Annotated in this window: 15 protein-coding genes; 7 read left to right on the plus strand and 8 right to left on the minus strand. The window is 63.6% G+C overall.

The window, feature by feature from the left end:
• The first annotated feature begins 8 nt into the window (after positions 1-8).
• The gene (locus ACR65W_RS16115) at positions 9-1304 is read left to right on the plus strand and encodes a glycosyltransferase family 2 protein (RefSeq protein WP_434500024.1); all 1296 of its coding nucleotides are present in this window, start codon (positions 9-11) and stop codon (positions 1302-1304) included.
• An 18-nt stretch (positions 1305-1322) separates the two neighbouring features.
• On the opposite strand, the gene ACR65W_RS16120 is transcribed toward ACR65W_RS16115, so the two are convergent.
• Complete coding sequence (locus ACR65W_RS16120; RefSeq protein ID WP_434500025.1) at positions 1323-2129, minus strand: protein-disulfide reductase DsbD domain-containing protein; 807 nt, start codon at positions 2127-2129, stop codon at positions 1323-1325.
• Between the two features lie 95 nt (positions 2130-2224).
• On the opposite strand from ACR65W_RS16120, the gene ACR65W_RS16125 reads away from it, so the two are divergent.
• Positions 2225-2875: a YqgE/AlgH family protein gene (locus tag ACR65W_RS16125; RefSeq protein ID WP_434500026.1), complete on the plus strand. Its 651-nt coding sequence runs from the start codon at positions 2225-2227 to the stop codon at positions 2873-2875.
• A 9-nt stretch (positions 2876-2884) separates the two neighbouring features.
• Here the strand turns inward: ACR65W_RS16125 and ACR65W_RS16130 are convergent, their stop codons facing one another.
• Genes ACR65W_RS16130 through ACR65W_RS16145 form a run of 4 tightly spaced genes read right to left on the minus strand, consistent with a single transcriptional unit; the run spans position 2885 to position 6028 of the window.
• On the minus strand, positions 2885-3379 hold the full coding sequence (locus ACR65W_RS16130; protein ID WP_434500027.1) for a GNAT family N-acetyltransferase: 495 nt from the start codon (positions 3377-3379) through the stop codon (positions 2885-2887).
• Positions 3376-4425, minus strand: a complete 1050-nt coding sequence (locus ACR65W_RS16135) for an aldo/keto reductase (protein ID WP_434500028.1) — start codon at positions 4423-4425, stop codon at positions 3376-3378. The genes ACR65W_RS16130 and ACR65W_RS16135 overlap by 4 nt, the downstream gene beginning before the upstream one ends.
• Before the next feature lie 12 nt (positions 4426-4437).
• A complete protein-coding gene (locus ACR65W_RS16140; RefSeq protein ID WP_434500029.1) occupies positions 4438-5151 on the minus strand; it encodes a hypothetical protein in 714 nt (237 codons plus the stop codon).
• Positions 5152-5191: 40 nt separating this feature from the next.
• Positions 5192-6028: a hypothetical protein gene (locus ACR65W_RS16145; protein WP_434500030.1), complete on the minus strand. Its 837-nt coding sequence runs from the start codon at positions 6026-6028 to the stop codon at positions 5192-5194.
• Between the two features lie 275 nt (positions 6029-6303).
• Here ACR65W_RS16145 and ACR65W_RS16150 point away from each other — a divergent pair, with 275 nt between their 5' ends.
• From ACR65W_RS16150 to ACR65W_RS16165, 4 genes are read left to right on the plus strand one after another with little or no spacing between them, the layout of a single operon-like run.
• The gene (locus ACR65W_RS16150; protein ID WP_434500031.1) at positions 6304-6675 is read left to right on the plus strand and encodes a 2Fe-2S iron-sulfur cluster-binding protein; all 372 of its coding nucleotides are present in this window, start codon (positions 6304-6306) and stop codon (positions 6673-6675) included.
• On the plus strand, positions 6675-6992 hold the full coding sequence (locus ACR65W_RS16155; RefSeq protein WP_434500032.1) for a DUF2849 domain-containing protein: 318 nt from the start codon (positions 6675-6677) through the stop codon (positions 6990-6992). Before ACR65W_RS16150 ends, ACR65W_RS16155 begins: the two co-directional genes overlap by 1 nt.
• Complete coding sequence (locus ACR65W_RS16160; protein ID WP_434502804.1) at positions 6989-8698, plus strand: nitrite/sulfite reductase; 1710 nt, start codon at positions 6989-6991, stop codon at positions 8696-8698. Before ACR65W_RS16155 ends, ACR65W_RS16160 begins: the two co-directional genes overlap by 4 nt.
• Positions 8682-9179 carry a DUF934 domain-containing protein gene (locus ACR65W_RS16165; protein ID WP_434502806.1) on the plus strand — a complete coding sequence of 166 codons (498 nt, stop codon included), beginning with the start codon at positions 8682-8684 and terminating at the stop codon, positions 9177-9179. Before ACR65W_RS16160 ends, ACR65W_RS16165 begins: the two co-directional genes overlap by 17 nt.
• 40 nt (positions 9180-9219) lie before the next feature.
• Here the strand turns inward: ACR65W_RS16165 and ACR65W_RS16170 are convergent, their stop codons facing one another.
• Positions 9220-9798: a TetR/AcrR family transcriptional regulator gene (locus ACR65W_RS16170; protein WP_434502808.1), complete on the minus strand. Its 579-nt coding sequence runs from the start codon at positions 9796-9798 to the stop codon at positions 9220-9222.
• Between the two features lie 113 nt (positions 9799-9911).
• On the opposite strand from ACR65W_RS16170, the gene ACR65W_RS16175 reads away from it, so the two are divergent.
• Complete coding sequence (locus ACR65W_RS16175; protein WP_434502810.1) at positions 9912-10349, plus strand: hotdog fold domain-containing protein; 438 nt, start codon at positions 9912-9914, stop codon at positions 10347-10349.
• Positions 10350-10403: 54 nt separating this feature from the next.
• Here ACR65W_RS16175 and ACR65W_RS16180 read toward each other — a convergent pair whose 3' ends face one another.
• The gene (locus tag ACR65W_RS16180) at positions 10404-11396 is read right to left on the minus strand and encodes a YhdH/YhfP family quinone oxidoreductase (RefSeq protein WP_434502812.1); all 993 of its coding nucleotides are present in this window, start codon (positions 11394-11396) and stop codon (positions 10404-10406) included.
• 26 nt (positions 11397-11422) lie between these two features.
• Positions 11423-12463, minus strand: a complete 1041-nt coding sequence (sohB, locus tag ACR65W_RS16185) for a protease SohB (RefSeq protein ID WP_434502814.1) — start codon at positions 12461-12463, stop codon at positions 11423-11425.
• Between the last annotated feature and the right edge of the window lie 94 nt (positions 12464-12557).

Consider the following 12557-nt stretch of genomic DNA (forward strand, 5'->3'; position numbering starts at 1 on the left):
GCCGTTTGGTGCTGGGGCTTTTTCAATTCCTCGTCGACGCGGTCGCGATGGTCTGCGCTTCAATCCTGGTAGCGATCGGAATCGGCTATCTGATCGTCATCGGCCGCTTCTGTTACGACCAGCTGCGCGGCGTGCGCGATCCCGAAGCGCCTGCCATCCCTGACGCGGATCTGCCGCGGGTCGTGCTTCAGATCCCCGTTTTCAACGAGCCGCTCGTCACCGAGCAGTCGTTGCGCTGCGTCGCGCTTCTCGACTGGCCCAAGGACAGGCTGCGCATCCAGCTTCTCGACGATTCGACGGACGAGACAAGCGCGCGGGCAGACGTAGTGGCGGCGGAGCTTCGCATCGGCGGCGCCGTGATCGACCATGTGCGGCGCGCCGATCGCTCGGGCTTCAAGGCGGGCGCCTGCGCGCATGGCCTCACGCTGACGGACGAGCCCTTCATCGCAATGCTCGACGCCGACTTCCGTCCGCCGCCCAATTGGCTGAAGCGAACGGTCCCGCTTTTTTTGACCGATGATCGCATCGGCTTCGTGCAGTCGCGCTGCGAGTTCCAGAATTTCGAGAAAAACTGGCTGACGCGCGCCCAGGGCCTCGTGCAGGACGGCCATTATCTCGTCGAACAGCGCTCACGCGCGCATGCCGGCTGGCTCTTTCAATTCAACGGCACCGGCGGAATTTGGCGACGCGCGACGGTCGAGGACGCCGGCGGCTGGTCCGACTATTCGCTGTGCGAGGACCTTGACCTCACCGTGCGCGCGGCGCTCCAGGGATGGCATGGGCTGTTTGTCTCGGAGCCGCCGATTCCCGGTCAGGTGCCGGAGGGAATCCGCGATTTCCGCCGCCAGCAAAGGCGATGGTCGAACGGATTCGTGCAGGTCGCGCAAAAGACCGTCCTGCCGATCTGGCGTTCGCCATGGAGCCTGACGCGCCGCGTGATGGCGATCTCGCTGATCGCTCATCAGATTTTCTTCCCCACAGCCGCCATCGGACTCATCGCCTTCTTCCTTGGCGTGATCCTGCACGGATCGCTCGCGCCCTTCGCCGGGATGTTGGAGATCATCGGACTCATGACGGTCCTGGTGGCGCTCGGCATCACGCTGCCGCCCTATCTGGCGCTCAAGCGCGGGACCCTCGCCGATTTTGTGAAAACGGTCGCGTCGATTCCGCCGCTGATGATCTATCTCGCCTTCGCCAATGGCGCGAAGATCCTCCAGACTCTGCGCGGGCGTAAATCGACGTTCAAGCGCACGCCCAAGCTCGACCATGAAGCTGCGACGCCGATCGACGCTGAGGTGGAGTAGGGCGAAGGCCGGTCGCGCTCACTCCAGCCGCGCCGGGGCCTCGAAAGCGCCGGCGTCGGTGACGATCGTTAACGTCGCGTCGGCGGCCTTGGCGGGCGCGCTGCCGGAAAAGAGCTTAAGCTCGAAGCCCTCTCCCGCGCGCGTGCTTTCAATGAAGAGCGGCTCAGGCGCTTCGGCGAAGACGTCCTCGACCTTGCCGGGTCCAAGGTAGCGCAGCCGCCACGACCCGTCCGCGCTATTCCGCGAAACCGTAAAGCGCTTTTTGGCGTCGGCCGCGCTGAGTTTCTTTGGCACCAGGCGTTCGGCTTCGGCGATCGCCGCCGCATGAGGCGATGCTCCGGCGCGCGGCAGCTCCAGAGAAAGATCGGCGCGGCCCGGCAGGCAGATCTTGCCGCAGGAGGCGTAGTCGAGCACGAGATTGAGCGTCACCGGCGCGTTGGGATCGCGCGGCGTCACCTTCAACGGCAGGACGACGCGCGCATCATAGCCGGCGACGATGGTTCCGGCCTCGTCGATATGTTTCGGCGCAGGAAAGGACGGTTCGACCTTGGCGACATTGACCGATCTCGAGAAATCGAACGCGGGCGCCGAGCCCGACTCGCCAGGCTGGCGCCAATAGGTGATGGTTTCCGGAGCGAGCGCGATCTCGACGGCGGCGCGGTAAGCCCCGCCCTGCGGAGGGCCGGCGGACAAGAGCCGAGCGCTCGACGCCGTCCCCTTTGCGATCGCAGACGCGAAGGCTGTGTTCTCCGCCAGCGACGCCGCCGGAAAGCTCTGCGCCAGCGTGACGGCTAGCGGCGCGAAGAGAAAGAATTTTGAGCGCATCGTGACCCTTCGGCGCCCCCGTCCCCCAGTCAAGGCAGTCAGTTACGTGATTTGCGCGGCTTGTCCTGAGGACGCGGCGGGCGTAGCATGACCCTATGAGGCCGAGCGGAAAGAAGCAAGATTTCGCGGAGAGAGTGAGCGAGCGCCGCAGCGGGCGACTCGAGGAGCGCCGCTTTCTTGACGGCCAATTGCTGATCGCGATGCCGAGCATGTTGGATCAGCGCTTCGCGCGCTCGGTGATCTATCTATGCGCCCATTCCGAAGAAGGGGCCATGGGCATTATTGTCAACCAGCCGGCCCGTGTGCGCAATTTTCCCGATTTGCTCGTTCAGCTGCAAGTGATTGCGCCTCAGGAGCGCATCAGCCTACCGAGCCGCGCCGAAGACATCCAGGTGCTGTCCGGCGGGCCGGTGCAGACCGACCGCGGTTTCGTGCTGCATACGCCGGATTTCTTCCTGGACAATTCCACCTTGCCGATCGACGACGGCGTCTCGCTCACGGCGACGATCGACATTCTGCGCGCCATCGCCGCAGGGCGCGGCCCGGACCGCGCGCTGCTCGCGCTCGGCTATGCGGGTTGGGACCCGGGTCAGCTCGAAGAAGAGATTCAGCGCAATGGATGGCTGAACTGTCCGACCGATCCCGCTTTGCTGTTCGATCACGATCTTGGGACGAAATATGCGCGCGCGTTGCGCTCGATCGGCGTCGATCCAGAACGGCTGTCGACACACGCGGGACACGCCTGAGCATCGGACTCAGAGTCGGTCGAAGGCTGGCGCGTAGTTGACCTGTCCCTCCTTGGCTGGAAGCTCGCCGTTGACCGCCAGGGCTAGAAAACACGGCCCCGCGTATGGCGTGCCGAAGCCGGCTGCAAGCTCCGGTCGAAATCCGAAACGGCCGTAAAAGGCGCTGTCGCCCAACACAAAAAACGCGCGCCACTGGTCGTCCTGCGCACGCGCCAAGCTCCAGCACAAAAGCGCGTTGGCGATTCCTTTTCCGCGATATGCCGCGGCGACGGCGACAGGACCGAGTCCGAGCGCCGCAAAGGGAGCGTTCATCCTGGACAGGGCGGCGTAGCCGACGATGACGCCGTTGACAGCCGCGACGCCGCCAAAGACCAGGTCGCCTTCCTTGCGCAGCGCCTCGACGAGTTCGGCCTCGCCGTATCGGTCGAAAGCCGCAACAAGCAGCCCGCGTATGGCGGAATGATCCTCCGGCGTCTCCGCGCGAGGAGTTGCGCTTCCGGTCATGGCGCGGGGTTGCTGTGGAGATGGTGGATGGCGTCAATACGCCGCTCGATTTCAGGCGTGATCCTGAACTCCGTCGACGCGAGGTCGGTTCTGAGCTGCGACATCGTCGTCGCGCCAATAATATTCGACGTCACGAAGGGCCGGGACGTCACGAAGGCGATGGCGAGCTGCGCCGGATCGACTCCAATATCTTGCGCGAGCGTCAGATAGGCGGCGACCGCGTGTTCGACTTCCGGCTTTTCATAACGCTGCGCGCGCTCAAACAGCGTCGTGCGCGCGCCGGGCGGCCGCGCGCCGCCTTGATATTTGCCGGTGAGGTATCCTTGCGCGAGCGGCGAATAGGCGAGCAATCCGACGTGCTCGCGCTCAGCGAACTCAGCGAGCCCGATCTCGAAGGTGCGATTGACGAGGTTGTAGGCGTTTTGAATCGAGACGACGCGCGGCGCATGGCCGAGTTCCGCAGCGCGCAGGAAGCGCGCCACGCCCCACGGCGTTTCATTGGAAAGGCCGATGTGACGAACCTTGCCGGCTTTGACGAGCCGCGTTAGCGCTTCCAGCGTCTCTTCAATCGGGATTTCGTCGCGCTTCGTCGGCCGTCGATAGACCGTTCCGCCCGCGCCCCAAAGCGGTAGCGAACGATCCGGCCAATGCAATTGATAAAGATCGATGTAATCGGTCTGTAGCCGCCTCAGCGATCCCTCGATCGCAGAGTCGATGTTCTTGGCGTCGAGAACCGTTCCCACGCGCCCCGGACGCAGCCAGTTGGCGTCGCCACGGCCGGCGACTTTTGTTGCGATGATCGCCTTGTCGCGGTTCTTACGTGCGGCGAGCCAACTTCCGATGATGCGCTCGGAGGAGCCTTGAGTTTCTCGCTTCGGCGGAATGGAATAGATTTCCGCCGTGTCGATGAAATTGACGCCGCAATCGAACGCATAGTCCAGTTGCGCATGGCCTTCGGCCTCGCTGTTCTGCTGTCCCCACGTCATTGAGCCGAGACAGATGGCGGAGACGGAGAGCTCGCTGTCGCCGAGTTTGCGGTATTCCACGGGGCGCGTCCCTTAACGAAGCCATTCGCTCGACTGCAGCTCGAGCCGCAATTCGAAGCTTTGGAATTGGATGAAGATAGGCAAGAGCCATGCCTTGAGCGCCGCGCGAACCACGATCGACATCCCTGGCGGCGGCTCCCTCATGAAGCGGGACAGCGACAGATCGACGTCGTCGAGCGCGCGCGCGATCGGCGCCTCAAGACGCGGGATCACGAATTTGCCGCTCGCGGGATAGCGCGCAAGAATCGCCAAGCAGTCGCGGCCGAGCGGCGAGGCGCCGCGATTGTGAATGACGCTCATGGTGAGATCCGGCCATGTGGTCTTGAGCGTGAGCGCGCTGTTCGCCGCGCTCTCCGTGACGTCCGTCTGAAAGAGCACGATCGGCTCAACGCCGCGCCGCCGCGCTTCTTCGAGAAAGCCAATTTCGGCGATGGTCGCGAACAGGCGCTCGTAGGAGCGATGCCAGACGTCGACGATCTTCGGCGTCTCGTCGGCGACGAGCAGGCGGTCGAAGAGCGACATCTGCCCCTTGATCTCGCTGAGGTCGACGATGTGCGTCGCTTCCGGAAAGAACACTGCATAAAGCGGCTCCCGGAAATCCGTGTCGAAGCCTTCGACGTCGACATTGTGCGACAAATAATAATCGGTCAGCAAACGCGCCGCTGTCGTCACGCCTGTTCGCGAGTGCGGCGAGCAAACGAAGAACGCAAGAGTGCGACGCGCCATGTGGTCTTCGCGGAGAGATGCGCGCCGCCGACGCGACCCTCTATCGCCTCTTCTCGCCAACAAGATCGAGAAGGCCGACCCGTTCGAACTCGTCGGCGACGCGCGCCAGCCACGTGCGGACGTAGCCGCGCAACACGAACGAATGCTCCGCCGGGCGGCCCTGCGCGTCCTGATTGCCGATGAATGTCGAGAACGGCGTGCCGGACAGCTCGACCTGCTCGTAGGCGAGTTCGCTGAGCTTGGGGATCGTGATCTCGCCCGAGGTGACGACATGCTCGAAATATTTCGCGTGCGTTTGTGGATCCCACTCGAAGAAGGTCGTGTCGTTGACGTGATTCTTCACCATGAAATAGTTGGCGTCCGTGACGTAGGGCGCGATTTCGGCGATCTCCTCCAGCGAAGCGATGGAGGGCCCGATCACATGCAGCAGCACGAAGCGGAATTCGCCGCCTTTCACCGCGTCGAAAAAGCCGATTTCGTCGAGCGCCCCGAGCGCCGGGCTCAATCCGCCGGCGCGCACGTCGATGACGCTGACCTTGGCCTGCGACGTATTCAGCGTGTCGATGATCTTCATCTGGTCCGAGGGTTCGGTCAGATCGACGATCATCGTCTCGTCGGGATGGAAGCGATGAAGCGTTCCTCGCGGCGTTTCGGTGTCGAACGCGCGCGTATGGATGTCATTAAGCGAAAGAAAATCGAGGATGGCTCTGGCGATCGTGGTTTTGCCGACGCCGCCCTTGTCCGCGCCAACGACGATGACCGCCGGGCGAGCGGCGGCGTTCGCGGGGGCGGCCGGAGCCTCGGCCTTACGCGGCCGGCTTTCCGGCTCCCGTTTGGCTGGCGCTTCCCTGGTGATTTTGACCGGCTTCTTAACCATGGGTGCTCCTATCGCATGTCGCGCTGGCGCCGCTGTTCGTGAATGACAAGCGCTCAACAAACATGGTTTTTGGCGCTTGTCATGTTCTGTTTCAGCTAACTGCGGATGGCGCTCCAATTGTGACGCGCTTAAAACAACACAACAAATATGTTATTAAATACAAGCACCACAATAAGATCGTGAATTGACATTCGTGCGGTTTGGAGGTTTATGCGTTCGAAATACAGAACGTCCGTGGCTACTCGCTGGCGCGGACCAGGTCGGCGCGTCAAGGCATGAGCAATATCGAGAATATCGTCGCGCGGCGGCCCGCCGAATCGTCGCAGCAGAGTCTGCCGACCCTGCACGTCGAGGATCGCGACGGCGTTATCCATGAACTCGAAGCCGTCGAAGGCTGGCGGCTGATGGAAATCTTGCGCGACCATGGCGTCGGCATGGTCAACACCTGTGGCGGCGCTCTTGCATGTGCGGAGTGCCACGTCGTCCTCGACGCGGACTCGGCCCGCCGCGTGCCGCCGCCGCGCGAAGAGGAAGTCGAAAAGCTCGATGAATTGCCGATGCTTTACGAAAATTCGCGTCTCTCCTGCCAGATCATCTGGTCCGATGAGATGAGCGGCCTTCGGCTAAAGCTGGCGCAGGAAACGTGATGCCCATCTTCAAACATCCCCAGATCCTCATCGCCTCGAATTTGACGGACGGCGAAGTGGTGTTTCTCGGCCCCTCGGGCTGGGAGCGCGACCACCGCCGCGCGCGCATCGCGCGGAAGGCCGACGAGGCGACCGCGCTCGAAGCCTTGGGCAAGTGCGACATTTCAGCCAATCGCGTGGTCGACGTCTATCTCGCCGATGTCGAGATCGGGAGCGACGGCGCGCCGACGCCGTTACATTATCGAGAAAAGATGCGCGTGAAGGGACCGAGCGTTCGCCTTGATCTCGGCAAACAAGCGGGCGAGGGCGCGTTATGACGGCGGTCGATCTGCGTGTGGCGCAGCGGCCCAATGCGCCGATGACCACCTATCGCTACGATGAATATGACTCTGCCTTCGTGCGTGAACGGGTGGCGGAGTTTCGTGAGCAGGTCAATCGGCGGCTTTCCGGCGCGCTGACGGAAGAGGAGTTCCGTCCGTTCCGGCTGATGAACGGGCTCTATCTGCAGCTGCACGCCTATATGCTGCGCGTCGCTATTCCCTATGGCACGCTGACGGCGCGGCAGATGCGCCGGCTCGCCGATATCGCGGATAGATGGGACAAGGGCTACGGCCATTTCACGACGCGCCAGAACCTCCAATATAATTGGCCCAAGCTCGTCGATACGCCGGACATTCTGGAATCGCTGGCGGACGTCGAGATGCACGCCATCCAGACGTCGGGCAACTGCATTCGCAATGTGACGGCCGATCATTTCGCCGGCGTCGCGCCGGATGAGATCGAAGATCCTCGGCCGACGGCGGAGTTCCTCCGCCAATGGTCGAGCCTGCATTCGGAGTTCTCATTCCTGCCGCGCAAGTTCAAGATCGCGGTGAACGGCGCGGTCAGCGACCGGGCGGCCATCGAAGTGCATGACATCGGCCTGGAAGCGATCAGCAACGACGCGGGCGAGCTGGGTTTCCGCGTCTCCGTCGGCGGGGGGCTCGGTCGTACCCCGATAGTCGGCAGCTTCATCAATGAATTCCTGCCCTGGCAGCACCTGCTCAGCTACCTCGACGCCATCCTGCGCGTTTACAACCGCTATGGCCGTCGCGATAACAAGTTCAAGGCGCGGATCAAGATCCTGGTCAAGGCGCTGACCCCGGAAGTCTTCGCGGAAAAAGTCGACGCCGAGTGGGCGCACCTGAAGGACGGTCCGACCACCCTCACCGAGGCGGAAGTGCAGCGCGTTGCGCAGTTCTTCGTCGACCCGGCCTACCAGCCGCTGCAGGATCAGAGCGCCGCCCTCGCCGCCCTGGATTCCGAGCACCCGGGCTTTGCCCGCTGGCGCGCCCGCAACACCGCGGCGCACAAGAAGCCCGGCTATGTCGCCGTGACCCTGTCGCTCAAGCCTACCGGCGTGGCGCCCGGCGATGTCACCGACAAGCAGCTCGAGGCGATCGCCGACCTGGCCGAGCGCTACAGCTTCGGCGAAGTGCGCAACTCCCACGAACAGAACATGATCCTCGCCGACGTCGAACAGACGCAGCTGTTCCAGCTCTGGGGCGAACTGCGCGAGCATGGCTTCGCCACGCCGAACATCGGCCTGTTGACCGACATCATCTGCTGCCCGGGCGGCGATTTCTGCTCCCTGGCCAACGCCAAGTCGATCCCGATCGCCGAAGCCATCCAGCGCCGCTTCGATGACCTCGACTACCTGTTCGACATCGGCGAAGTGGACCTGAACATCTCCGGCTGCATGAACGCCTGCGGCCACCACCATGTCGGCCATATCGGCATTCTCGGGGTCGACAAGAAGGGCGAGGAGTTCTACCAGGTCTCCCTCGGCGGCAGCGCCAACCGCGACGCCAGCCTGGGCAAGATCCTCGGCCCGTCATTCGCCCAGGAGGACATGGCCGATGTCATCGAAAAGGTCATCAAGGTCTACGTCGAACAGCGCACCGAAGACGAGCGTTTCATCGACACCTACCGCCGTATCGGCATCGACCCCTTCAAGGAGCGCGTCTATGCAGCGAATCATTAAGAACGACCAAGTCATCGACGAAACCTGGCACCTGCTGGCCAAGGACGCGACCCTGGAAGGCCTGTCCAACTGCGCCGACCTGATCGTCCCGCTGGCGCTCTGGCGCGAGCACAGCCATGCCCTCAAGGCCCGCGACGGCGGCCTGGGCGTATGGCTGGACGCCGACGAGGAAGTCGAGGAAATTGCCGACGAGCTCGGCCACTTCCAGGTGATCGCGCTGAACTTCCCCAGCTTCACCGACGGCCGCCACTACTCCAGCGCACGCCTGCTGCGCGAGCGCTACGGCTACCGTGGCGAGGTGCGGGCAATCGGCGACGTGCTGCGCGACCAGCTGTTCTTCATGAAGCGCTGTGGCTTCGACGCCTATGCCGTTCGCCCGGATCGCGACCCGTACGAAGCGCTGGCCAGCCTGAACGACTTCGATGAGGTCTACCAGGCCGCCGCCGACCAGCCGCAACCGCTGTTCCGCCGCCGCAGCTGATTGTCGCCCCACCAGCCCCGCACCGCGGGGCTGGTTCGTTTCAGGCCTTCACGCTGTCCCACGCCACCTGGGCCAACAGCTCGCGGCAGTCGGCCAGCTGGGTGTGCGTCCGTCCAGCCAGCCAATTACGCGCGAAGTCGTGGCTCGGACCGATGATCACCGAGGCGAAGCAATCGCTCGGCATCGCCTTGAACAGCCCCTGCGCACGATAACCGGCCAGCTCCTGGTGAATTCGCCCGTAGTGCAGGCGATTGGCCTCGTGCAGTTGCTCGCCCAGCTCGCTCGCCTCTACCCGGCCACGACTGTGCAGGATGAAGCGTGCCCAATCCGGGTTGGCCGCCACCCAGTCGATGTAACTGGTCACCAGCAGTTTGATGCAGGCTTCGGCACTGTCGGCTGCGGCGAAGCCCTGTTCCAGCAATGCCGCGTACTGCCCGGTTCCCGCCAGGTAGAGTGCGGCGATGATGCGCTCCTTGTTGCCGAAGTGGTGATACAGGCTGCCGATGCTGGCACCGGAGCGGTCGCGGATCATTTCGATGGTGGTGGCATCCACGCCCACCTCGGTGAAGCAGGCCAGCGCGGCCTGGAGAATGTCGTCTTTGCGCGATGGACGTGCCATGCAGTTCCCGGATTCAAATGAATTGGAATATTTTTCTAGAATTATTTTCTAGCTGTTCGTATATTGCCCCGGCGCGCATTCATTCTCAATCGATCCACCGCCAGGAGCACCCCATGAGTCAGATGATGCAGATGTACCAGCAGGTCGGTCCGGCCCAGTTCAGCACCATGATCGGCCAGGTCGCGCCCTATTTCGCCAGCATTGCCCCACAAATCGTCGAATTGCGCCCGGGCTATGCCGAAGTCAGCTTCGCCAAGCGCCGCGAGGTGCTCAACCACATCGGCACCGTGCACGCCATCGCCCTGTGCAACGCCGCCGAACTGGCTGCCGGCACCATGACCGACGCCTCGATCCCGGCGGGCTGCCGCTGGATTCCACGCGGCATGAGCGTGGAGTACCTGGCCAAGGCCGACGGCGATATCCGCGCGGTCGCCGACGGCGGCGCGCTGGACTGGAGCAGCCTGGGCGATGTGAAGGTGCCGGTCATGGCCTATGTCGGCGACAAACCGGTACTGCGCGCCGAGATCACCATGTACGTCAGCCGTGCCTGAAACGCGACGGCCCGGCAGAACCGGGCCGTCATCAAAACGGGAGCGGCGGCGGATTCAATCCACTCGCACCAGCACCCGCCCCACCAGCCTGCCGGCGAGTATCTGGGCGATCGCCTCCGGCAGTTGCGCCAGGCCGACTTCGCTGACCAGCTTGTCCAGTCCACCGAGTTTCCATTGCAGCGACAGCTTGTCCCACATGGATGCCTTGACCACCAGTGGCAACTCGACCGAGTCGACCCCGAGCAGGTTGACCCCGCGCAGGATGAACGGCAGCACGCTGCCCTTGAAGGCGACCCCGGCGGTCAAGCCGCAACAGGCCGCACTGCCGCCATAGCGCAACGACTTGACCACGTTGAACAGAATGTCGCCGCCCACCGTATCCACCGCGCCAGCCCATTGCTCCTTGAGCAGTGGCCGCTCGCTGCCCTCCAGCAACTCGCTGCGCAGCACGATCTGCTGGGCGCCCAAGCTCGTGAGGAACTCGCCCTGCTGCGCCTTGCCGGTGGACGCCGCCACCCGATAACCGAGCTTGGCCAGCAGGGCCACGGCGATGCTGCCCACCCCGCCGGTGGCGCCGGTCACCAGGACCGGTCCGGCATCTGGCGTCACGCCGGCCTGCTCGAGCTTGTCGACGCACAGCGCCGCGGTCAGCCCGGCGGTGCCGAGCACCATCGCCTCGCGCAACGACAAGCCCTGCGGGCGCTTCAGCGCCCAACTGGCCGGGATGCGAATGTACTGGGCGAAACCGCCTGCGGTATTCATGCCCAGGTCATAGCCGGTGACGATCACCTCATCGCCGACGCTGAACTCGGCGACACTGGACGCCTCGACTACTCCGGCCGCATCGATGCCCGGGGTATGCGGGAAGTGCTTGGTCACCCCGCGGTTGCCGCTGGCGGAGAGGGCATCCTTGTAGTTCAGCGAGGAATAACGGACCCGAATCAGTAACTCGCCGGCCGGCAACTCATCGATATCGCGCTCGACCAGCGCTTGTTCGAATTCACCGGTCGCGTTTTCGCGCGCCTGCAGTGCGATGAACCTAGTCATTTCCCTCTCCTGTGACAGAACGCTGATTACCAGAAGCGCTGCTGGTTGAGACGACTCAGCCAGTTCAGGGTGAAGCGATCCAGCGCCACGCTGGCCGCCAAACCGACCCGCTCCTGCAGGGTTTTCTTCTCGACGTAGTGCAGATGGAACAGCTCGGCCTTCAGGGCCCGCTCGGCGAGGTATTCGTCGCTGGTCCGGAGTTCGTCGACCAGGCGCTTTTCCAGGGCCGAAAGCCCCAGCCAAACCTCGCCCGTAGCGATTTCATCGATGTTCAGGTTGGGCCGATAGCGGGCGACGAAGTTCTTGAACAGTTCGTGGATGGTTTCCAGATCCTGCTGGAACTTCTCCCGGCCCTTCTCGGTGTTCTCCCCGAATATCGTCAGGGTGCGCTTGTATTCGCCCGCCGTGTGTACCTCGAAGTCGATGTCGTGCTTTTTCAGCAGGCGGTGCACGTTGGGCAGCTGCGCGACCACACCGATCGAGCCGAGCACGGCAAAGGGCGCGGCAATCACTTTGTCGCCGATGCAGGCCATCATGTAGCCGCCGCTGGCCGCCACCTTGTCGATGCAGACGGTCAAGGGCACGCCGGCCTGACGAATCCGCGCCAGTTGCGAGGAAGCCAGGCCATAGCTGTGGACCATCCCGCCGCCGCTTTCCAGGCGCAGCACCACCTCGTCCTGCGGCGTGGCCAGGCTGAGCAAGGCGGTGATTTCGTGGCGCAGGTGGTCGGTCGCCGAGGCCTTGATGTCGCCGTCGAAGTCCAGCACGAACACTCGCGGCTTGTGGAGGCCGGCTTTCTTCGCCTGCTTGGCCGCCTTGGCCTCGGCCTTGTGCGTGGCCTTGAGCTGATCCTTGTCCAGCACCGAGTGCTCGAGGCGCTGGCGCAGCTGCTTGTAGAAGTCATTGAGCTTGTTCACCTGCAAGTGCCCGGCCGGCCGCCGGCCCTTGCTGCGCACCACAGAAGCCGCCACCAGCAGGACCAGAATGGCGACCACCAGGGTGATCGTCTTGGCCAGAAAGCTCGCGTACTCAGCAAAGAACTCCACGCATTCCCCCTTGTTTTTCATGCCTGCGCCCAGCCTTGAGCGCCGCTCGTAGCGAGCAAGCATACCGGCGGCCCGGGTTGACGGCCAGCAGCCAGGCTTGCGCGGCAATCGCCGG

Origin of the sequence: Methylocystis sp. (genome assembly GCF_051062815.1) — a bacterium.
In the GTDB taxonomy this organism is placed as follows: domain Bacteria; phylum Pseudomonadota; class Alphaproteobacteria; order Rhizobiales; family Beijerinckiaceae; genus Methylocystis.